The 20104-nt window shown below is 70.8% G+C and carries 17 protein-coding genes and 2 pseudogenes; 9 read left to right on the forward strand and 10 right to left on the reverse strand.

Translation table 11 applies throughout. From position 1 onward, the window contains the following. The first annotated feature begins 101 nt into the window (after nucleotides 1–101). Nucleotides 102–1322 (forward strand): pyridoxal phosphate-dependent aminotransferase, encoded by a 1221-nt coding sequence (locus AC067N_RS10625; RefSeq protein ID WP_478678510.1) that lies wholly within the window; start codon nucleotides 102–104, stop codon nucleotides 1320–1322. Between the two features lie 17 nt (nucleotides 1323–1339). Here AC067N_RS10625 and AC067N_RS10630 read toward each other — a convergent pair whose 3' ends face one another. Both AC067N_RS10630 and AC067N_RS10635 read right to left on the reverse strand, forming a co-directional pair. After that, nucleotides 1340–1687 carry a hypothetical protein gene (locus tag AC067N_RS10630; RefSeq protein ID WP_478678511.1) on the reverse strand — a complete coding sequence of 116 codons (348 nt, stop codon included), beginning with the start codon at nucleotides 1685–1687 and terminating at the stop codon, nucleotides 1340–1342. Further along, nucleotides 1684–2169 (reverse strand): prevent-host-death family protein, encoded by a 486-nt coding sequence (locus AC067N_RS10635; RefSeq protein WP_478678512.1) that lies wholly within the window; start codon nucleotides 2167–2169, stop codon nucleotides 1684–1686. The genes AC067N_RS10630 and AC067N_RS10635 overlap by 4 nt, the downstream gene beginning before the upstream one ends. 79 nt (nucleotides 2170–2248) lie before the next feature. Between AC067N_RS10635 and AC067N_RS10640 the strand changes: the two are divergent. Continuing rightward, nucleotides 2249–2645 (forward strand): annotated as a pseudogene (locus AC067N_RS10640) (aminotransferase class I/II-fold pyridoxal phosphate-dependent enzyme); the annotation flags it as partial. 302 nt (nucleotides 2646–2947) lie between these two features. Here AC067N_RS10640 and AC067N_RS10645 read toward each other — a convergent pair. Then, nucleotides 2948–3211, reverse strand: a complete 264-nt coding sequence (locus AC067N_RS10645; RefSeq protein WP_478678513.1) for a type II toxin-antitoxin system RelE family toxin — start codon at nucleotides 3209–3211, stop codon at nucleotides 2948–2950. After that, entirely contained in the window at nucleotides 3204–3473 is a 270-nt protein-coding gene (locus AC067N_RS10650) for a type II toxin-antitoxin system Phd/YefM family antitoxin (protein WP_005483715.1), read from the reverse strand. The genes AC067N_RS10645 and AC067N_RS10650 overlap by 8 nt, the downstream gene beginning before the upstream one ends. Nucleotides 3474–3574: 101 nt before the next feature. Here AC067N_RS10650 and AC067N_RS10655 point away from each other — a divergent pair. Continuing rightward, nucleotides 3575–4012, forward strand: a pseudogene (locus AC067N_RS10655) (aminotransferase class I/II-fold pyridoxal phosphate-dependent enzyme); the annotation flags it as partial. 339 nt (nucleotides 4013–4351) lie between these two features. Here AC067N_RS10655 and AC067N_RS10660 read toward each other — a convergent pair. Next, nucleotides 4352–4906 (reverse strand): Uma2 family endonuclease, encoded by a 555-nt coding sequence (locus AC067N_RS10660; protein WP_478678514.1) that lies wholly within the window; start codon nucleotides 4904–4906, stop codon nucleotides 4352–4354. Between the two features lie 299 nt (nucleotides 4907–5205). After that, entirely contained in the window at nucleotides 5206–8448 is a 3243-nt protein-coding gene (locus AC067N_RS10665) for a CHAT domain-containing protein (protein WP_478678515.1), read from the reverse strand. Between the two features lie 186 nt (nucleotides 8449–8634). On the opposite strand from AC067N_RS10665, the gene AC067N_RS10670 reads away from it, so the two are divergent. The 4 genes from AC067N_RS10670 (at nucleotide 8635) to AC067N_RS10685 (ending at nucleotide 12741) form a co-directional block, all read left to right on the forward strand. Then, entirely contained in the window at nucleotides 8635–8946 is a 312-nt protein-coding gene (locus AC067N_RS10670) for a CATRA system-associated protein (RefSeq protein ID WP_478678516.1), read from the forward strand. Further along, nucleotides 8939–10462 carry a CATRA conflict system CASPASE/TPR repeat-associated protein gene (locus AC067N_RS10675; RefSeq protein ID WP_478678517.1) on the forward strand — a complete coding sequence of 508 codons (1524 nt, stop codon included), beginning with the start codon at nucleotides 8939–8941 and terminating at the stop codon, nucleotides 10460–10462. The genes AC067N_RS10670 and AC067N_RS10675 overlap by 8 nt, the downstream gene beginning before the upstream one ends. Nucleotides 10463–10505: 43 nt before the next feature. After that, complete coding sequence (locus AC067N_RS10680; protein WP_478678518.1) at nucleotides 10506–10922, forward strand: hypothetical protein; 417 nt, start codon at nucleotides 10506–10508, stop codon at nucleotides 10920–10922. A 754-nt stretch (nucleotides 10923–11676) separates the two neighbouring features. Next, nucleotides 11677–12741 (forward strand): hypothetical protein, encoded by a 1065-nt coding sequence (locus AC067N_RS10685; protein WP_478678519.1) that lies wholly within the window; start codon nucleotides 11677–11679, stop codon nucleotides 12739–12741. Nucleotides 12742–12792: 51 nt separating this feature from the next. Here AC067N_RS10685 and AC067N_RS10690 read toward each other — a convergent pair whose 3' ends face one another. Further along, the gene (locus AC067N_RS10690; RefSeq protein WP_478678520.1) at nucleotides 12793–13323 is read right to left on the reverse strand and encodes a YbjN domain-containing protein; all 531 of its coding nucleotides are present in this window, start codon (nucleotides 13321–13323) and stop codon (nucleotides 12793–12795) included. Between the two features lie 117 nt (nucleotides 13324–13440). Further along, entirely contained in the window at nucleotides 13441–16038 is a 2598-nt protein-coding gene (gene clpB / locus AC067N_RS10695; RefSeq protein WP_478678521.1) for an ATP-dependent chaperone ClpB, read from the reverse strand. Between the two features lie 116 nt (nucleotides 16039–16154). On the opposite strand from clpB, the gene AC067N_RS10700 reads away from it, so the two are divergent. Further along, the gene (locus AC067N_RS10700; RefSeq protein ID WP_478678522.1) at nucleotides 16155–16568 is read left to right on the forward strand and encodes a pyridoxamine 5'-phosphate oxidase family protein; all 414 of its coding nucleotides are present in this window, start codon (nucleotides 16155–16157) and stop codon (nucleotides 16566–16568) included. 341 nt (nucleotides 16569–16909) lie between these two features. On the opposite strand, the gene AC067N_RS10705 is transcribed toward AC067N_RS10700, so the two are convergent. Beyond that, complete coding sequence (locus AC067N_RS10705) at nucleotides 16910–17245, reverse strand: hypothetical protein (protein ID WP_478678523.1); 336 nt, start codon at nucleotides 17243–17245, stop codon at nucleotides 16910–16912. 318 nt (nucleotides 17246–17563) lie between these two features. Between AC067N_RS10705 and AC067N_RS10710 the strand changes: the two genes are divergently transcribed. Continuing rightward, nucleotides 17564–18580: a helix-turn-helix transcriptional regulator gene (locus tag AC067N_RS10710; protein WP_478678524.1), complete on the forward strand. Its 1017-nt coding sequence runs from the start codon at nucleotides 17564–17566 to the stop codon at nucleotides 18578–18580. Here the strand turns inward: AC067N_RS10710 and AC067N_RS10715 are convergent. Next, a complete protein-coding gene (locus tag AC067N_RS10715) occupies nucleotides 18534–19625 on the reverse strand; it encodes a helix-turn-helix transcriptional regulator (protein ID WP_478678525.1) in 1092 nt (363 codons plus the stop codon). The two genes, AC067N_RS10710 and AC067N_RS10715, sit on opposite strands and share 47 nt — an antisense overlap. Nucleotides 19626–20104 lie beyond the last annotated feature (479 nt).

Consider the following 20104-nt stretch of genomic DNA (forward strand, 5'->3'; position numbering starts at 1 on the left):
CTCCCCCGTGCAGACCCCCCGTGGGTCGTGCGTGACCTGGGGATGCCCCCGCGCCTCACGGCCCAAAGCAGAGTTGAGGAACTCCAGAGGTTGGGCGCAGGATGACGGCCATGACCTCCAGCGAAAGCCCCGCAGACCCCACCGGCACTGCCGCCCGGCCCGTGCTCAACCGGCGGCTCGCCGAGTTCGGGACGACGATCTTCGCGGAGATGTCCGCGCTCGCAGTGCGGACCGGTTCGATCAACCTGGGCCAGGGTTTCCCGGACACCGACGGCCCGGAGGAGATCCGCGAGGCCGCCGTACGGGCGCTGCGGGACGGGCGCGGCAACCAGTACCCGCCGGGTCCCGGCGTCCCCGAGCTGCGCGCCTCGATCACCGCGCACCAGCTGCGGCGGTACGGGCTGGCGTTCGACCCGGACACGGAGGTACTGGTCACCGCGGGCGCCACCGAGGCCATCGCGGCGGCCCTGCTGGGGCTGCTGGAGCCCGGCGACGAGGTGGTCGCCCTGGAGCCGTACTACGACTCTTACGCGGCCTGTATCGCGATGGCGGGCGGCAGGCGTGTCCCCGTGACGCTGCGGCCGTACGAGGGACGGTTCCGGCTGGACCTCGACGAGCTGCGGGCCGCCGTCACCGACCGGACCCGGCTGCTGCTCATCAACACCCCGCACAACCCGACGGGCACGGTCCTCACCCGTGCGGAGCTGACGGCGATCGCGGAACTGGCCGTCGAGCGGGACCTGCTGGTGGTGACCGACGAGGTGTACGAGCACCTCGTCTTCGACGAAGCCGAGCATCTGCCGCTGGCGGCCTTCCCGGGGATGCGGGAGCGCACGGTCACCATCGGGTCGGCCGGCAAGACGTTCTCGTTCACGGGGTGGAAGGTGGGCTGGGTTACCGGCGCCCCCGGTCTCGTCGCCGCCGTCCGCTCGGCCAAGCAGTACCTGACGTACGTGGCGTCCGGCCCGTTCCAGTACGCGGTCGCCGAGGCGCTCGCCCTGCCCGACTCGTACTTCACCGCCTTCCGCGAAGACATGCGGGCCAAGCGGGACCTGCTGGCGGCGGGGCTGACGGACGCGGGCTTCGAGGTGTTCAGGACGGCCGGCACGTACTTCATCACCACCGACATCCGCCCGCTCGGCGAGACCGACGGTTTCGCCTTCTGCCGTTCGCTGCCGGAGCGCGCGGGCGTCGTCGCCATCCCGAACGCGGTCTTCTACGACCACCGTGAGGCCGGCGCCCCGTTCGTGCGGTTCGCGTTCTGCAAGCGGACCTCGGTGCTGGAGGAGGCGGCGCGCCGCCTCAAGGCACTGGGCGCATAGGGCCCTGGGCCGTTGGGCTATTCAGTGTCCTTCGGGTGTCGCGGGGAGGCGTACACCAGGATCACAGTCGAGGTATCCGGGCTGACCAGGTAGCGAACCCGGCCGCCGCTGGTGATCTCGTACTCCCACTGCTCCAGCTCGGAGCCCTTCCATTCCCTGGTGGCGTGCCTGCCGCGGAGCTGGTGCTGACGGTTCCAGTTGGCGCGCGACAGCGGGTCTGTGCGAACGGCTTCCAGGCAGCGATGCGCGTTCGGCAGCGCCACCCGGCACAGCTCCTCCCAACCGGTCGCGGCCTCGGTCGTCCCGTGGATGACGTTCCAGCCACTCAACGGGACACCGACCCGATCGCCTTTCTTGGGGCTCACCCATGCACCTCGACCGGGCCGAGGTCGACGTCACCGAGCGGACGGAGTGCTTCCCCGAGCTGGTCTGGGTCGGCGTTGATGCGGACAGTTGCCCGCCACGAGACGATCGCTCGGTGCACAGCCTCCCTGGCGCCCAGCTCAGCTGCGTCGGACAGCGCACCCAGGAGCTCGACGGTGAATTCCCGGACTTCTTCGTCGTCCAGGTGACGCACCCACGGGAACACCTCAGGCAGCGCGAGCAGAAGCGACCTTGCGCCACCGTCCTGCTTCATCAGGGCAAGCAACAGCCGGGACGCCGTGGTCAGGTTCTCCTCGCTGCGCTCTGCGTGTATGGCCGTGGTCAGCACCATGTCGGGCGCGTCTCGGTGCGTGACACGCAGACACCCCAGGGCGGCGGCCCTCGCGGCGACCGCCTTCGGGTTCCGGGACAGATCGGTGAACGAGACGGATTCCGATTCGGATACCGAGTGCACGATGCCCATACTCAGACTGCACTCTGACTATGCTCTGATTTCCAGGCGGGGCAGCAGCCGGCCAGGAAAACAGGTGCATGAACATGGAGTGGGCTGGGTTACCGGAACCGCGGAACTGGCGACCGCCGTCCGTTCCGTCAGGGGCCGAGGCCCTGAGGATGCCCGACACATATTTCACCGCCCTACGCGAGGATCTGCGGTCCAAGCGGGATCTGCTCAGTGCAGGTCTGGCCGACGCGGGCTTCCGGGTCTTTCAGCCTGCCGGGACGTACTTCATCACGACCGACATCCGCCCGCCCGGCGAGAACGACGGCTTCACCCTCTGCCGCGCCCTGCCGGAGCGCACCGGCGTCGTCGCCATCCCGAACGCGGTCTTCTACGACCACCGAGAGGCGGGCGCCCCTTATGTCAGGTTCGCGTTCTGTAAGCGCACCGAGGTGCCGACAGACGCGGCGGAACGGCTCCGCAAGGCGTTTGCGCACTGACCGCTGCCCTACAGGGCGGTCGTCGCATTCCTCTCCTCGTTGCCTGCCGTACCTCACACGCCCGGAACTCGCTCCGGAGGCGCCATGAATGGTCGTGGTCAGCACCAGGTCGGGCGCATCCCGGTGCGTGACACGCAGGCACCCCAGGACGGTGGCCCTGGCAGCGGCTGCCTACGGGTTCCGGGCCGGGTCAGTGAACGAGACGGATTCCGATTCGAGTGCCGTGTGCACCATGCCCATACTCAGAGCATGCTCTGATTGCACTCGCCGTCTTGGTCTGAATATTCCGATGCCAGGAGCGCTCAGGTGTCGTAGACGGTGGAGCGATGCCCGACGTGTACGACCCACACCACCAGTTCGCCGTTGTCGATTGTGTAGATCACGCGGTAGTCGCCCACCCGGAGGCGGCGGCGGTCGGGCTGGGAGACGAGGGGCGTGGTGTTGAACCCCATCGGGTCGTTCTCCAGCTCAGCCAGCTTGGCCAAAATGCGGAGGGCCATGTCTCGCGGCACCTTGCGGAGTTCGGCCTGAGCCTCGGCTCGGAAGACGGTGCGGTACTCACTCACTGCGCGCCAGCGTCTCCCTCATGATGTCCTCGATCGGGATGCCGGGTGCCGGGTTGGTCATGCGCTCGTCGATGATCCGGTTGATCTCGCGCTCTTCCCACTCCTGGTACTTGCGCAGCACCTCGATGGACACCACGGCGGCGACCTGCTTGCCGCGCCGGGTGATGACGGTAGGTACGTCGTCCCGGTCGGCCCGCTCCACGACCTCGGCCAGGTGCGCCCGGACATCGCGGATCGACTCTATGGGCATGGGCTGCGTCATGCACCCAAGGGTACCGAGTGTCTCATGTGTACACAACAGCTCACTGTCTCTCCCGCGTGTAGCCCCGTGGGCCCTCACGCGAATAAGTGCGCGAACGAGGCGTCGCCTGGGTTACCGGCGCCCCCGGTCTCGTCGCCGCCGTCCGCGCGGCCAAGCAGTACCTGACCTACGTCAGCGCGGGCCCCTTCCAGTACGCGATCGCCGAAGCCCTCCGCCTGCCGGACTCGTACTTCGACAGCTTCCGCGCTGATCTCCGGCGCAAGCGCGACCTGCTCGGCGACGGGCTGCGCGCGGCCGGGTTCCAGGTCCACCAACCCCAGGGCACGTACTTCATCACCACCGACATCACGCCCCTGGGCGAGAAGGACGGCTTCGCCTTCTGCCGCGCACTCCCCGAACGCTGCGGCGTCGTCGCCATCCCCAACTCCGTCTTCTACGACGACCCCGACGCCGGCCGCAGCCAGGTCCGCTTCACCTTCTGCAAGAAGGACGATGTCCTCGCCGAAGCCACCAGCCGCCTGCAACGATTGGCGTCCTGAATAAGGTCGGGCAGGCCACCTACCTGTTGGTATTGCCGTCTGCGGCAACCCCGCCTCCAGCGACCGTGCCTTCATCCGTCACGTACGTGAAGTACTTGACGTGTGACGGATGAACGCACGCTGGAGACGTCGGGACGAGCAAGGAGGCAGGTCATGGCCGCGCAAGAGCGACGTGGCACCGTCGTCCTGCTTCAACCACGACACACGGCAGGCTCCATGGCCGATCCCGATCGACGAACGGCCAGGCCATCCCCGCCGTCTGCCCCGGCCAGCCACGAACGACCAGGTTCGGCGACGGCGGTGCCGACGGCACGGGCCTGGCCGACGGGGAGTGCCTCGTCAGCGGGCGTCCGCCTCGGGCTCCGGACGCGGGAGCTCGTCGAGGTCGAGGGTGAAGGTGCGGCCGTCGGCCAGGGGGATGGGGAGCTTGCCCGTGCCGTACTTGTGGGTGTGTGCGGCGATGTAGCCGGTGGCGGTCGGCTGGGTGTGAAGGACGACCTCCTGGGCGTAGGGATCCACGACCAGGTAGATCGGGATTCCGTAGCGGCCGTACTTCGCGGTGCAGTCGTCGTAGTCCTTGCGTGCGGAGGAGATCGAGACGACCTCGGAGATCAGCAGGACGTCCTCGAAGCTGTACCGCTTGCCTTCCTTGCGAGCGTCCTCGCGCAGGATCGCCAAATCGGGGGCGGAGTTCTCGTCGGCGGGGAAGTCGATGTAGACGTCGGAGGTGACCTTCGCGTGACGGCCGAGGGCGAGAGCGGAGTCGATCTGCATCGACCTGATGGTGCTGGAGTGCTCTTCGCTCTGCGGGGTCATGATCACCTTTCCGTCGGCCCCGAACAGAACCGTGTACCCCTTGGGGAACTCGGTGTGCACGATCGCGTCGACGCCCATGGTCGGCTCCTTCCCGTGTGTGGTCAGGATACGACGGACAGTGCCGCGTCACAGAGCCCGACGGTGCGGTCGGCAGGCCGGTCCGGACAGGGTGTGGGGCCCGCTCACCGCCGGTGCCGGAGATCCGCATCGGGGCCTGCCGCACGAACAGGAACAGGTGGGCCGACGACGAGTCGCCTGGGTGACGGCCGTGCCCGCACTGGTGTGGGCCGTGCGCTCGTCGGCGAAGCAGTACCCGACGTCCCCGTGTTCCGGCTCGGAGCGCTTCCATTCCCTGGTGGCGGGCAAGGCCGACCCCCTCACGGACCGAGGTGGTGGAACGGTGTCCACCGCGACGGTCGGTCCGGGCGGTGGTCGCGGGCCACGCGCACCGCGCTGTCCAAGGCGCGGGCCGTGATCTCGTGCGTGGCGCCCGTCGTGCCGATGCCGCCGTAGAAGTGCCGGGCCACCCGGAGCGAGGTGGCGCTGTGCACCGGCCAGAAGGAGGCGATGACATGGGCGAAACCGGCCGACTGGAGGGCTCCGGCGAGATGAAGTGCCTGGTCGGCGAGGGTGGCCCGGCCGCGGCCGGTCTCACAGGCCGACAGATACGCCAGGAAGGACTGGCCCCGGGACCGGCACTCGGCGATTTCCGACATCGTCAGCGGCCCCTCCTCCTGATGGTCGTGGCACATCAGGGCTCCGTTGTCGTCCGCGACCGGATCCTGCCGGGCGTGTCCGGCGAAGTGGAACCAGTCGTGGACACCGATACCGGCCAGGACGGCGGCGCGTGTGGCCTCACGGTCGCTCAACTCGTTCGCACGTGGCGCCCACTCCCGCACGGCACGCACCTCATGGGCGGCGGCGGCGAGCCGCTTGAGGCCGGGAGTGTCGCGCAGCCCCACGGCCAGGACCCGGGGCGAGGCCGACAGCACAGCGCCCTGGGCGCGGTGCAACGCGGTCAGCGTGGGCGTGTACGAGGACACCACCAGGTCCAGGGCCGAAGCCGCGCCCAGCGCCTGGTCGGGCACCGCGTCGCGAGCGGCGGAGGCGTGCAGCGGCAACCCGCTGAACGGCCCGGTCGGGCACCACCACAGCCGTGGCCGACGAGCCGGTTCCCCGGGGGAACCGGCGGAAGGGACGAGTCCCCGGCCGACGAGGGCCCGCAGGACCGGAGCGGTGACGGCCCGCCACTGCCAGTCCAGGACGGCGGTGACCTCCGCCTCGGCCCGGTCGCGCTCGGCCGGAGTCGCGTCGGCGTCGGCGGCGGCCCACGTCGCGCTCTGCAGTCGCTTCAGCCAGCTCCCCACCCTGCCGGAGGTCAGGTCCGGGAGCGAAAGCGTCTCGACCGTCCCCGCGTGGACGACGAGCGCGTCACAGCGGTGATGCCCAGCGTTCAGCACGACGACCGGGCCCGGAACCTCCCGCACCAGTCGGCGCACGTCGGGCGGCAGCAGGAACCGCTCCAGCCCCGGCACCCGCCGCAACCGGTCAAGTACGTCGTCCATCTCCGCCGCCCTCTCCCGGTAGGAGGCCAGCTCCGCGTCGGCGCGGTGGGCGAAGGCGGGCGTCGGCTCCGCCGCGTCCGGCCCGAACGGAGCCGCGGCCGGATCGCGGGGGCGATCGCTGAGTTCCTCCCGCAATCGCAGGAACCGCTCGCCCAGCCGGGGAGCGTGGGTGCCCAGCAGACCGATCTCGGCGCGCAGTCCGAGGGACTCCGACAGCAACAGCCCGCGTCCGAACTCCAGGAACTCCACCGCGGCGAACCGGTCCCCGTCCGCCAGCGCGCGCGCTGCGGCATCGGATCCCAGGCCCTCCAGAGCCCTCAGGTGGTGCTCGCGGTCTGCCCGGTCGAGGTGCTGCGGGGCGAGAAGCGGGAGGAGGTCGAAGGCGAGACGGTAGGCGACCGCCGCCTGCGCCAGGTCGCCGAGTCGGGCTGCGGCCAGACCCCAGCTGTGAGCTTCCCTGATGCGCGTGGGCAGGGTGTTCTCCGGAGCGCGCGCGCTGGTCGCGCGCAGCCCGGCGAGCTCGCGGTAGACCGTGGTCGCGTCGGTGGGCAGTGGGCCGGTGGGCGGGACCACCATGTCACCCATGACCTCCAGCATGTCCGCCAGCCCTCTGACCAGCGTGCGCCCGATGACGTCCGGAATCCCGGGAAGCGCCAGGGCCTCGCGGTAGGCGGCCTCGGCGGTCAGCAGGTCGTCCGGCCGGACCGTCTGGAGAGCACGCAGGCGGTGCACGTAGGCAAGGCCGCCCCGGGCGCGGGCCGCATCACCGTCATGACGTGCGATCCGAACGGCCTCCTCGAAGACGACCGCGGCGGCCTCGTGGTCGGCCGGGTCCTTGCCGTCCTCGTAGCGCGAGGCCAGCGTGACGGCCAGCGCGTTGACGCACCGGAACCGTTCGGCATCCGCCGAGGGCAGGGCGTCGGCCGCCTCTCGCAGCTCCCGCTCGGCCTCGTCGAGGGCGGCGGCACCGCCGAGCAGGTCGCGGTGGACGGTGCACAGCACGCCGAGGCCGAAACGGAAACCGGCGGCTTCCCGAGGGCCGCTCGCCGCGCCGATCGCCTGACGGAACAGGGAGGCAGCCGCCGCGAGATGGGTGGTGTCGCCCGTGGCCTCGGCGTGCAGCCGGTAGGTGGTGGCCAGGTTGGCGAGCATCGCCGCGTGGTTCATGTGCCCGGGAGGTGTCGCCGCCACCGCCGTACGCTGCGCACTCAGGGCCTTGTCGAGAAGCACGGGCTCGTGTGTGGCGGCGAACCAGGTCCGCAGGACATTGGCCCAGGTATTGAAGAAGGGGCCGCGGTCCTCGCTCGGCGACGCGGACTCCAGCACGCACGCTTCCGCCGCGTACGACTCCGCCTCGGCGAGGCGCGCGACGGTGCCGTCGCGTTCGTACTCCTTCTCCCGGATCCGGCACAAACTGATCAGGACCGAGCCCCGGAAGGGGTGACCGGGCGGTGCGTGCGAGAGGCCGGTCAGCGCCGCGTCAGCGGCGTCGGTGAGATGCCGCACGTCCTGGGTGGGGCTGTACAACTGGATGATGCCGTCGGCGAGGAGGCTGTACTGCCATGCGGTGCGGTCCGGGGCGTCCCGAATGGACAGCGCGGCGGCCTTGCGCAGGTAGGTGATGCTGGTCTCGAGGTCGCCGACGCGGCCGGCCCGGTCCCAGAGCCGGTCGTGGGCGTTGGCGATGGAGGTGGCCACAGCCGTGGCGCCCCCGGGGCAGGTGTGCGCGACGGGCTCCGCGTTGCGGAGCAGGACCAGGGCTTCCTCCAGCGGGGCCGGGTCCGCCGGGCAGGCGTCATAGCGGTCGAGGAGCGCGTTGGCCAGGTTGAGCCGGTAAGGAAGCTGTTCCTCGGGCAAGGTCTGTTCCATGGCGATGCGGTGGAGGTCGATGGCTCGATGCAGCAGCGTGGCGTCATGAGTGAACCGATGGAGGCGACGCAGCGACTGGCCGGCTTCGTTGAGGATCTCCGGTCCGCCAGGGTGTCCGGGCTGCAGTGAGTCGTGTAGCGCGGCCAAGCGTTCGAGGTGCTCCCGCAGTTCTGTTTCCTCGTCCACCGACTACCACCCCCCGTGGTGTACGACAGATGCCGACCATAAGCCCTCTTGCGCGACATGGCACCCGCTTTCGCATGAAGAACGGCGATCCGGTCGAAACGCGTGCGGCCCGTCCGTGCCGGTGGCACCATGTCAGCCATTCGTGACCGTGTGGCCGAGCGTGGCTCAACGGACGGGGGAGCGGGCATGACTGACGATGTGTTGGCCGATTCGGCACTGCGCGCGGGAGACGCCCTGGAGCTCGTGTCCGACTGGACCGCGACGCCGGAACAGTGGCAGCGCGTGGTCAGGTCGCTCGCCCGGCTCGAGGACGCCATCGACAGGCGCGACGCGGCGGCGCTGCGCGCGGCGGCCGACGCGCTGGAGGATCTGGACGCGTACCGGGATCCCGGGCGGGTGGGCGAGACCCCACCGGGACCTCCCCCTCCCCTCGTTCTGGAGCGGGCCGCGAAACTGGTCGACAAGATCGGTCGGCTCCGGGGGAGAGGGCATGCGTGACCGGTCGGTGCGACGGCCCGCTCTCGTCATCCATGTCTTCCTCCGCCCTGAGCCGCCGACTGCCGGCACGACCTCATCCCCACCCGCCGAGCAGTACCTGCAGGCCCTCCTGGCGACCTGCACGGCCGTCGGCATGACCGAGACGATTCCGCCGTTCCCCGCGCTGACGGGCGTCACCGGCCTTCCGGCCGCCCCCGCCTCGGAACCCGCGCGGATCGCCGCTGCCGCCGCGTCTGCACCCGGTTCCTGGAACGACCAGGCCGTCCTGTGGACCCGGCGCGGGATCACCGGACTGTCGGTGGTCCTGTCGGCCCGACCGAGCGCCGACGGGTCCTGGGGAGCGCAGTGGGCCCGCTGGTCGGCGTGGGCCCCGGCCACGCCTGCACCCGAGGGCGTCATGGACACCGTGGTGGTGGCCCGGGGCCTCGGCTCGCTCGCCCGCCGACCGGATTCCGCGCTGGAGGCACGAATACGCCGCCTGTCCGGGAGGTGCGGAGCCCTGTCCGGCCCACCGGGCCCCTGGTCGCGGATCACGGGCGACCGGCTCCTCTGGCAGATCCACTCGCCCTCGGCCGACCCGCGCCGTCGCACCCTCGTCGTGCTGGCGGCCACCGACGAGCCCACCGTCGACGCCTGGCTGTGGCACACCGGCGGCCCCGAGCCAGCCCCTCTTACCCTCCATCTGCTCCAGGCGGCACTGGTCCGCCGTCAACTCCGGTTGCTGGACCGGGAGCAGGACGCGTACGAGGAACTCGACCGCACGGCGTCGGACGCCGCGGACGAGCTGGGCGAGCTGCACGCCCGGGCGCTCGCCGACCCCCTCCCGCTCACCGGCCGGCTGGCTCTGAGGGCGGAAGAGGACCTGGAGCGGCTGCGTGTCGTCGCGCACACGCTGGCGGCCAAGCGGAGCGACCTGCGCACCACGCACCGGGCGGCGCAGGGTCTGGCGGAGAACATGCGGCAGGCCGTGCCACCCGACGACGACGTGCCGGGTTCGGTCCTGCACACCGACCGCAGAGAGGCCGACTGGCTCGCCGCGCGAGCGGACGACGCCGCAGAGTACCTCAGCGTCACCCTGGAACGCGTCGAGACCGTGCTCGCCCTGGGCGGACGCTTCGTCGAGGAGCGGGCGCGGGCCCAGCGCCAGCATGCCGTCACGGCCCAGACGGCGCTGGTGGGCGGCCTGCTGGCGTTTCTCGCCGGAGTCCAGTCCCTGACATACGAGGTGCCGCTGCCGGGACCCTTTGACGCCCCCGTCATCTGCGCGCTGTCCCTGCTGGTCGTGGTGCTGCCGACCGGCGGGCTGCGCCTGGTGCGCGGCGACCGGCAGGACACCACGCCGGTGCTGTTCGACCTGCTGGGCATCGGAGCTCTCGGCTGCGGCCTGGGCTGGCTGGCCGCGACGACGGTGTGTTGGACCTGGCAGGAGCGGGCGGCCCCGCCCTCCTGGTCGCTGGGCACGGCGGCCCTGGGCGCGGTGGTCGCGGGACTCCTCGGCCGATGGCGCATGCGCTGAGCCGGAAGACCACATGGGTGAACGTCGACAAGAGGGGGTCCGCATGGGACTTTTCGGGAAAGTACCGCTGGACGACGACTTCGACCGTGCCCTGGCAGGGCACCCGAACAACTCGGTGCGCAGGGCCATCGCCCGCGCCCAGCCCTTCATCCGGGACACCCTGCTTCAGGGCGAGACACTGCGCACGGTCTTCTACGAGGGCTTCACCGGAAGTCACACCCTGGTCGTCACCGACCAGCGCCTGCTGGTATTCAGGAACAGCTTCGCCGGAAGCCGCCCCAAGGAGCTCTGGGTGGCCGCGAAACCCGAGGAGATCCGCTCCATCCGCCACGGCGGGAACGAGACCGGCTACGGCATCCTCATCCAGGTCGGTTCGACGACCGTGGCCACCAGGGCCAGTGACCACCTGTCCGGCGCCATGCTGGCGGAATCGGTGAAGGAACTCTGCGGGATGGACTGAGCGGTCCGCTACGGCGGCTCATCGCCTGCAGCGGCAAGAAACCCCGAATAACACCGGGGGTGCACCCGGCAGCGCTCAAAGCCGTAGCGCTCCGCCGGGTCAGCCCGTCCCGGTCCGCGGGTGCGTGGGGGCCGCTGCCGCGCCGCTGGGCGAGGGCCTTGGAGATCACGGTGAAGTCGGCCGTGAGGCGAGTGCGTACGTGGATCACGCCGGAGGTCGGCACTCCGGCGTGATGCGCGCAGGGGCGCGGCCTGCAAGCCGGTCACTCGGTCGGGTGGTTGAGAGCTTCCCGGCCAGGAAGGCTGGGTCGGCGGGTGGTTCCTTCCCCAGGTTCTTTGGGGAGGACAGTGGCCCGCCGGACCCTCGCGCACAAGGGCCCGACGAGTCCGGAAGACGGCGGCGGTCGGGGCCTGCCGCCCCTGCCCGCCAACGGCGGAATCAGCGGGTCGGGCGGCGTGTGAAGCCGACCCTGCGGATGAGCGGGGCACATGGTTCCCGTGTGACCTCTGCCGATCCGCTTGCCCCACCCGCCCCGCCTGCCACACCCGCCCCACCGGCTCTACCGGCTCCACCGGACCCATCCGCCCCAGCGGCCCCGCCCTCCCCACACCCCGGTCCGTCGGCCCCACCCGGCCCCGAGGCGGTCGACGAGTCCGGGGCTTCCCGGGTCCGCGTCGGGTCCCTGGTCTCGGGCCCGTACGCGTGGCTGACCGCCCTCGGCCTCTTCCTGGCCGTCCGGCTCACGGGGACCGCCGTGGTCGCCGCCGCCGCGGCGGCCCTCGGCAAGCAGCCGTTCACGCTGCTCGGGCGGTCCTGGGATTCGGTGTGGTACCTGGGGATCGCGGCGGACGGCTACGGGCGGATCGTGCACTACCCGTCGTTCCAGGCCAGTGACCTGGCCTTCTTCCCGCTGTACCCGGCGCTGGTGCGGGCCGTCACCGAGGTGGCGCCGCTGGGCGGGGGCGCGGCGGGGCTGCTGGTGTCCTGGTCGGCCGCCGCGGTGGCCGCCTGCGGGATGTACGCGGTCGGGGCCCGGCTGCACGGTCCCGCGGCCGGCACCGCGCTGGTCCTGCTGTGGGGGCTGCTGCCCCACTCCGTGGTGCTGTCGATGGCGTACACGGAGCCGCTGCTCACCGCGTGCGCGGCCTGGGCGCTGTACGCGGTGCTCACGGGGCGCTGGGTGTGGGCGGGCGCCCTGGCGGTGGCGGCGGGGCTGTCCCGGCCGAACGGGCTGGCGGTGGCGGCAGCGGTGACGGCCGCGGCGGCGTACGAGATGGTGCGCGGGCGGGGGCAAGGGCGGGGGCGGGCGCTCCTCCCCAGGCTGTGGACGGCCGTCGTGCTCGCCCCGCTCGGCTGGTGCGGCTATGTGCTGTGGGTGGGGGTCCGCGAGGGTGATCCGCTCGGCGGGTACTTCGCGGTGCAGCGGCGGTGGAGTTCGCACTTCGACTTCGGGCGGGGCGCCCTGCGGTTCGTACGGCATCTGCTGCTGGGCCACGACCGCTTCGTGTTCGCGATGACGACGGTGATCGCCGCGGTGGCGCTGGTGCTGTTCGCGCTGCTGCTCCTGGACCGCCCGCCGCTTCCGCTGCTGGTGTACGCGGCCGTCCTGCTGGTGATCGCGCTCGGCGGCGACGGCTTCTTCGGCTCGAAGCCGCGCTTCCTGCTGCCGGCGTTCCCGCTGCTGCTCCCGCCGGCGCTCGCGCTCGCCCGTACGGCGAGAGCCCGGCCGTGGCACGCCACCGTGGTGGTCGCCGCCCTGGCCGGGCTCTCCTACGTATACGGGGCGTACCTGGTGGTCGTGAACCAGGTGCCTCTCTAGCCGCCGAACGAAGGAACCGAACGAAGGAGCCGAACGAGATAACCGGACGGACTACTCTTCGTCGCCCTCGGGCTTGTCCGACTCCTCGATGTCCTCGGCGAGGCCGAGCTGCTCGACGAGCCACTTGTCGAACTCGATGGCGGCGCGGACCCAGCTGACGGTCGAGGAGACGAAGTGCTCCAGGCTGACGCCGGTGCCGATCAGGAGCTGGGCCTCACCGATGAGACGGACCGTGCCGTCGTCGTGGGTGTGGCTGTAGACCTTGGGCCACAGGGTGCGGCGGTTCCAGTCGTCGATGGTCTCCAGCAGGGCCGGCTTCTCGGTGATCTGGTGCGGACGGTCGTAGAACGTGCGCACGGAGAAGACCTGCTGGTCGCCCTCGCCACGGAACATGAAGTAGGTGCGGAACTCCTCCCACGGCGCCGCGAGGTCACCCTCGTCGTCGACGACGTACTTGAGCTCCATCTGGTCGAGGAGCTGCTTCACGAGGTCCTGATCCGGTACCACGGGGCCCGGCGGGGGGCCGGGCTGCGGCTCGGGCTGGCCCCCGAAGTTCGGAATCGAGGACGGGTCGATGGACATACTTGGACACTCCAACTGTCGTCTGGCTCGTCCGGCCGTCGCTGAGACCAGACGTCACGACCCACCCTCTCTCCCTTGCCCCCCGCCGGGCAACCTGCCTCATCGGGCAGTCGTGAACTACAGGGTCTTTCCGGTCGCCGGACCCACGATCAGCCCATCGCCGAAGGCGTCGACGCGGACCGTGTCTCCGTCCTTGACCTCGCCGGCGAGGATCTCCTTGGCGAGGCGGTCGCCGATCGCGGTCTGGACGAGGCGGCGCAGCGGCCGGGCACCGTACGCCGGGTCGTTGCCCTCGTCGGCGAGCCAGGCGAGGGCCGCCGGGGTGACCTCCAGGGTGAGGCGGCGCTCGGCGAGCCGCTTGGCGAGGCGGTCGATCTGGAGGCCCGCGATCCGTTCCAGTTCGGCCTTGTTCAGGGCGGAGAAGACCACGAGGTCGTCGAGGCGGTTGAGGAACTCCGGCTTGAAGGAGGCCCGGACCACCTCCAGGACCTGCTCCTTCTTCTCCGCCTCGCTGGTGACCGGGTCCACCAGGAACTGGCTGCCCAGGTTGGAGGTGAGGATCAGGATGGTGTTGCGGAAGTCGACCGTGCGGCCCTGGCCGTCGGTGAGGCGGCCGTCGTCCAGGACCTGGAGCAGGATGTCGAAGACCTCGGGGTGGGCCTTCTCCACCTCGTCCAGCAGCACCACGCTGTACGGGCGGCGGCGGACGGCCTCGGTGAGCTGGCCGCCCTCCTCGTAGCCGACGTAGCCGGGCGGGGCGCCGACCAGGCGGGCCACGCTGTGCTTCTCGCTGTACTCCGACATGTCGATGCGGACCATGGCCCGCTCGTCGTCGAAGAGGAAGTCGGCGAGGGCCTTGGCCAGCTCGGTCTTGCCGACGCCGGTCGGGCCGAGGAAGAGGAACGAGCCGGTCGGGCGGTCCGGGTCGGCGATGCCCGCGCGGGAGCGCCGTACGGCGTCGGAGACGGCGCGGACGGCCTCGGTCTGGCCGATGAGGCGGCGGCCCAGCTCCTCCTCCATGCGGAGCAGCTTCCGGGTCTCGCCCTCCAGGAGGCGTCCGGCGGGGATGCCGGTCCAGGCGGCCACGACGTCGGCGATGTCGTCGGCACCGACCTCGTCCTTGACCATGGTGCCCTTGGCGACCTCCTCCTCCGCCTCGGAGGCGGCCTCCAGGGCCTTCTCCAGGGTGGGGATCTCGCCGTAGAGCAGCTTGGAGGCGGTGTCGAAGTCGCCGTCGCGCTGGGCCCGTTCGGCCTGGCCGCGCAGGTCGTCGAGCTTCTCCTTCAGCTCGCCGACGCGGTTGAGGGACTGCTTCTCCTTCTCCCAGCGGGCGTTGAGGCCGCGCAGCTCCTCCTCCTTGTCGGCGAGGTCGCGGCGGAGCCGTTCGAGGCGCTCGCGGGAGGCGGCGTCGGTCTCCTTGTCGAGGGCCAGCTCCTCCATCTTCAACCGGTCGACGGCGCGCTGGAGTTCGTCGATCTCGACGGGCGAGGAGTCGATCTCCATGCGAAGCCGGGAGGCGGACTCGTCGACGAGGTCGATGGCCTTGTCGGGCAGGAAGCGGGAGGTGATGTACCGGTCGGAGAGGGTGGCGGCGGCGACCAGGGCCGCGTCGGCGATCTGGACCTTGTGGTGGGCCTCGTAGCGGCCCTTGAGTCCGCGCAGGATCGCGATGGTGTCCTCGACGGTCGGCTCGGCGACCAGCACCTGCTGGAAGCGGCGCTCGAGCGCCGGGTCCTTCTCGATGCGCTCGCGGTACTCGTCGAGGGTGGTGGCGCCGACCATGCGCAGCTCACCGCGGGCCAGCATCGGCTTCAGCATGTTGCCGGCGTCCATGGCGGAGTCGCCGCCGGCGCCCGCGCCGACGACGGTGTGCAGCTCGTCGATGAAGGTGATGATCTGGCCGTCGGAGTCCTTGATCTCGGCGAGGACGGTCTTCAGGCGCTCCTCGAACTCACCGCGGTACTTCGCCCCGGCGACCATCGCGCCGAGGTCGAGCGCGACGAGCCGCTTGTCCTTGAGGGACTCGGGCACGTCGCCCTTGACGATCCGCTGGGCGAGTCCCTCGACGACGGCGGTCTTGCCGACGCCGGGCTCGCCGATGAGGACCGGGTTGTTCTTGGTGCGGCGGGACAGGACCTGGACGACCCGGCGGATCTCCTGGTCCCGGCCGATGACGGGGTCGAGCTTGCCGTCGCGCGCGGCGGCGGTGAAGTCCGTACCGAACTTCTCCAGGGCCTTGTACTGCCCCTCCGGATCGGCTGTGGTCACCCGGCGTCCTCCCCTGGCCTTCTGGAACGCCTCCTGGAGCTTCGCGGCGTTCGCACCCTGCCGGGAGAGTACGTCCCCGGCCTGGCCGCCCTTCGCGGCGATCCCGATCAGGAGGTGCTCGGTGGAGACGTACTCGTCGCCCAGCTCCTTGGCCCGGGTCTGGGCGTCGGCGACCACGGCGAGCAGCTCGCGGTTGGGCTGGGGCGGCGACACGGTGGACCCGGTCACGCTGGGCAGGCCCGCAAGGACCTTCTCCGCGCCGGCGCGGACGGCCGCCTGGTCGGCGTCGACGGCGGCGAGCAGGTCGGTGATGTTCTCGTTGTCCTGGCCCTGGAGCAGAGCCAGCAGCAGGTGGGCAGGGGTGAAGTCGGGGTGCCCCTCGGACACGGCCCGGTTGCTGGCCGCGTTGATCGCGTCCCGGCTCCTGTTGGTCAGCTCGGCGTCCACGTTCGCGTTCTCCTCCTTGCGTCAGCCCTCATCCACGCTGACTTGGGTAACGTACACAAAGTTGAGTCTATTCCACTCAAGGCGGTGGGGGGAGGTGACTCGTAAGGTTGCGGGCCATGGCGAAGTACTCCGTGGACCCGGGTGCCCCCGACGAGGCCTATCTCCGCTTCTGGCGGGAGCGGCACGTGTGCACCCTGACGACCCTCCGCCCGGACGGCACACCGCATGTGGTGCCCGTCGGGGTGACATACGACCCCGAGGCGCGGCTGGCTCGGGTGATCACCGGCAAGGAGAGCAAGAAGGCGCGGAACGTGGTGGCGGCGGGCCCGGACGGGGTCCCGGCGGCGGTGTGCCAACTGGAGGGCCGCCGCTGGGCCACGCTGGAGGGGCGCGCCTTCGTCCGCACGGACCCGGAACGGGTCGCGGACGCGGTGCGGCGGTACGCGGAGCGGTACGGCAGGACACCTCGGCCCAACCCGGACCGGGTGGTCATCGAGATCGAACTGACGGCCGCGCTGGGCCACGGCTGACGTCCGCGCCGGGCCACGACCGACGTGCGCGCCGGGCCACTCGGCTGACAGCCGCACTGGGCCACGGCCGATCGCCTCGGCCGTCGACGGCACCCCGACCGGCGCCGGGCGCCCCGGCGATCTCGGGGCACCCCCACCAAGGCCGCCCGGCCGGCGCGGCCACGGCCGATCGCCGGCCCGGCCACGGCTGATCATTTTCAGCCACGGCGGCCGCGCGGCCACATCGGCGGAGATCCCGAAATATCCCCGTAAACCTGCAGCGGCGTCACCGTGTTCAGGTCACGGTGACGCCGCTGCTGGGGGGAAGCGCCTGAGCGATTTGAAACGACGGGGGAATCGCTTCAGGCACTGCGGGGGGTGGCTGATACGACCGAGGAGGTCTGGGTCTCCGGTTCGGTGAGCTGGTGGTCGCGCTGGTCGAGGTTGACGAAGATCATCCCGTAGCGCACGGCACACCGCACGGGCTGCGGCGCGCCGCGCGGTCGCCGCAGACATCGGTACGCCCGGATGTCCTCGTCCTCGTCCCGGGTCACCACCACCGGCTCACCGAACACGGTCACCATCAACGAGTCACCGCTGTGGGGGATGGCGGTGGCCAGGTCGATGAAGTGCCAACCGGATCGGTAGGCGGTGGCCATTTCCCGGCGGAAGGAACGGTCGTCGGGGGGAGTCGTCATGTCAGGCCCGAACAGTCTCGTCCGAACCCTGCGGCGCCAACGGCCAGATACTGTCGGCGACCACGACAGTGTCCGCCTGCTGTACCGCGGCCCCACCCCAGAAGCTGTCCGCGGGTGCGTCGCTCCTCACACCGGAGTGGGCACTCACCACTCCGAAGGCCATAACGGCGGAGAAGGCGGCGACAAGCACCGAGCGAAGCATTCCCTTACGCATAGTCGGCTTCGTCCTCACTTGAAGGTCCCCTCTTCCCCCGTCGCATACGACGATGGCTCATTCGGGCACGTCATGGCCACATAATCGGTGCATCATGTTCCTGCATGTTCAGGACCCTGGGGGGTGGAGATTTGACAACAAGCAGGACCAAAGCGACACATCCCCACGCGGTCACCGAACTGTGTGAGGAGGGTAGCCGTCACTACGCGGATGCTCTTCGCTCGGGACGTATCGCCCGTGCCGATGCGGAGACCGCTCCCTGCCTGATGGACTTCGGCCTGCTCCAGCCCGATCCTGACGACGCCAGCTGGCTGCGCCCGGTTCCACCGTCGGTGGCCCTGGCCCAGCGGCTGCACCCGCTGGAGCGCGAGATCACCGAACGCAGGCGCTTGACCACCGAACTGGCCGAGACGTTCGAGCCGTTCATGGCGCTCAGCGCGCAAGCGACCACGAACACGCACTCGATCACGGTGCTGGAGGGCAGCGACCGGATCAACGCCGCGCTCGACCTCGCCACCTCCCAGTGCCAGAGCCAGATGCTCACGGTCCAGCCCAGCACCCAACGCCCCGAGCGCAGGGCCGTCCAGGGACTGGAGCGCGACCGGCCCCTGCTCGAACGTGGTGTGAGCATCCGCACGCTCTACCAGCACACCGCACGCTACAGTCCCGCGAACCTGGCGTACGTGGACCACGTGGCCGGCAAGGTGGAGATACGGACCATCGACGAGCTGGTCGAACGCCTCATCATCTGCGACGAGACGGTCGCCTTCATCCCCACCCGCGACGACCGTCAGGTCGCCCTGGAACTGCGTCACCCGGGCCTGGTCCGCTATCTGATCAAGGTCTTCGAGTTCATGTGGTCCCGCGCGGTGCCGCTGAGTACCGGTGCCCCGTACGGGACGGCCGCCCACGGGATCACGGACGTCCAGCACTCCATAGCGAAACTCCTCATCGAGGGCCATGTCGACGAGGCCATCGCGCGCCGTCTGGGGATGAACGTGCGGACCTGCCGCGCGCACATCGCCAAGCTGGCGACGGCGCTCGGCAGCGGCAGCCGGGCGCAACTCGGCTATCTCATCGCGCAGTCGGGGATTCTGGAGCAGGAACAGCCGCTTCCCTAGGCGCGCTGGGGGAAGCCGGCAGGGACAGCAACTCCCCTGCGGCCTCCGGGGCCTCCGCGTCCGGCCGCCGCGGTCCGTCCAGGCCCACCTGGGCGATGCGCACGCCCAGTTGTGTGCGGCTGGCGGCACCCAGAGTCTCGGAGAGACGGGCGATGTGGGCGCGGCAGGTACGGACGCTGATGCCGAGGCGTTCGGCGACGACCGCGTCCTGGTGGCCCTCGGCGAGGAGCGCGGCGATGGACCGCTCCCGGTGGGTGATGCCGGCGATGCCGGAGGACGGCAGCGGCGCGGCGAGCGGGATACCGAGGCGCCAGAGCCGTTCGAAGACGGTGACCAGGTACTCCACCAGTGCGGGATGGCGGATCTCCAGGGCCATGGTGCGGTCCGCGTTGGCGGGGATGAAGGCCACGGTGCGGTCGAAGACCATGAGGCGCTCCACGACCTCGTCGAGGGTGCGGGCCTCCGCCGCGTCGCCCATCATCTCCATGTAGTTGTGGAGCCCCTGCCCGTGCCGGGCGACATGCGTGTACAGGTCCCGCATCCGCACGCCCCGCCGGCACATCGCGAGCGCCCGGTGCAGCCCCTCGCGCAGCTCGTCCTCGCGCCGGATGCCGCCCGGCTGAACGGTCATCACCTCGGTGGTGCAGCGGTCGGTGGCCTCGTCGATCGCCGCCCGGATACGGGACAGCCCGTCGAGCACCCGGATCGCCGTGCCCTCCGCCGGCCGCCCCGGCCGTACCGCGCTGAGACCCGCGTACCACTCGACCGCCTCGACGGCCGCGCCCACCCGGGCCTGGCTGGCGCCGACCTCCGCGTGGACGCCGCGCAGCAGCCGGGTCATGACCTCCTGAGGGGAGGTGGGCACCAGCCAGCCCATGTCGTCGGGGTCGGGGTGCAGCAGGGCCAGTTCGACCAGACACGGCACGGTTTCGGCGTCCTCGCGCGGCACGCGGCCGTGCCGTACGGCTCTGGCGTACACCCGGTCCCCGGCCTCGCAGAGCCGGTCGGCACCGTGGGGGTGCCCGTCCGTCGCGTGCCCGGCCATGACGATTCACCCCCGGTTCAAGCCTGTTCGCAGCGCAACTATGCGCGGCCCGCACCGGCTCCGCAACACGACTGCACCGCCCCCCTGCCCCATAAAGCGCCTCTCTGCGCCGTCTTGTCCACCCCTCAGATACTGCGCTCTGCAACAAGCTGAAAAAGCGACGCCCGTGCGCCGGATGGAGAGTCCGTGAAGGCGGGCGGGGCGAGGCACGACGCGGCCGAGGGCCGCGGGCCGTCCACCGGTCACCGGTCAACAGCCGCCGGTCAACAGCCGCCGGTCACCTGCCACCTGCCACCGAGCCCGGTGGGCCGCGCGGAGCGCTTCCCCCGCCCGGCCGTACTTCAAACCCCGCTGCTCCTCAACTCCCAACTTCCACGGTCACCCTGGGATGGGGCGCGGGCGGCCTACCCGACCGCCTCCGACGTCCTCGTACGGTCGAGGCCGGGACTACGGTGGCTGAACCCGCACAAGGGTCCGCC

Source organism: Streptomyces sp. NPDC042364 (genome assembly GCF_056437585.1).

Coding starts and splice junctions, on each gene's coding strand:
- AC067N_RS10710 (WP_478678524.1), top strand. CDS start 17,564: ATGTTCAGGACCCTGGGGGGTGGAGATTTGACAACAAGCAGGACCAAA.
- AC067N_RS10670 (WP_478678516.1), top strand. CDS start 8,635: ATGACTGACGATGTGTTGGCCGATTCGGCACTGCGCGCGGGAGACGCC.
- AC067N_RS10680 (WP_478678518.1), top strand. CDS start 10,506: ATGGGACTTTTCGGGAAAGTACCGCTGGACGACGACTTCGACCGTGCC.
- AC067N_RS10675 (WP_478678517.1), top strand. CDS start 8,939: ATGCGTGACCGGTCGGTGCGACGGCCCGCTCTCGTCATCCATGTCTTC.
- AC067N_RS10635 (WP_478678512.1), bottom strand. CDS start 2,169: ATGGGCATCGTGCACTCGGTATCCGAATCGGAATCCGTCTCGTTCACC.
- AC067N_RS10715 (WP_478678525.1), bottom strand. CDS start 19,625: ATGGCCGGGCACGCGACGGACGGGCACCCCCACGGTGCCGACCGGCTC.
- AC067N_RS10690 (WP_478678520.1), bottom strand. CDS start 13,323: ATGTCCATCGACCCGTCCTCGATTCCGAACTTCGGGGGCCAGCCCGAG.
- AC067N_RS10705 (WP_478678523.1), bottom strand. CDS start 17,245: ATGACGACTCCCCCCGACGACCGTTCCTTCCGCCGGGAAATGGCCACC.
- AC067N_RS10625 (WP_478678510.1), top strand. CDS start 102: ATGACGGCCATGACCTCCAGCGAAAGCCCCGCAGACCCCACCGGCACT.
- AC067N_RS10660 (WP_478678514.1), bottom strand. CDS start 4,906: ATGGGCGTCGACGCGATCGTGCACACCGAGTTCCCCAAGGGGTACACG.
- AC067N_RS10700 (WP_478678522.1), top strand. CDS start 16,155: ATGGCGAAGTACTCCGTGGACCCGGGTGCCCCCGACGAGGCCTATCTC.
- AC067N_RS10650 (WP_005483715.1), bottom strand. CDS start 3,473: ATGACGCAGCCCATGCCCATAGAGTCGATCCGCGATGTCCGGGCGCAC.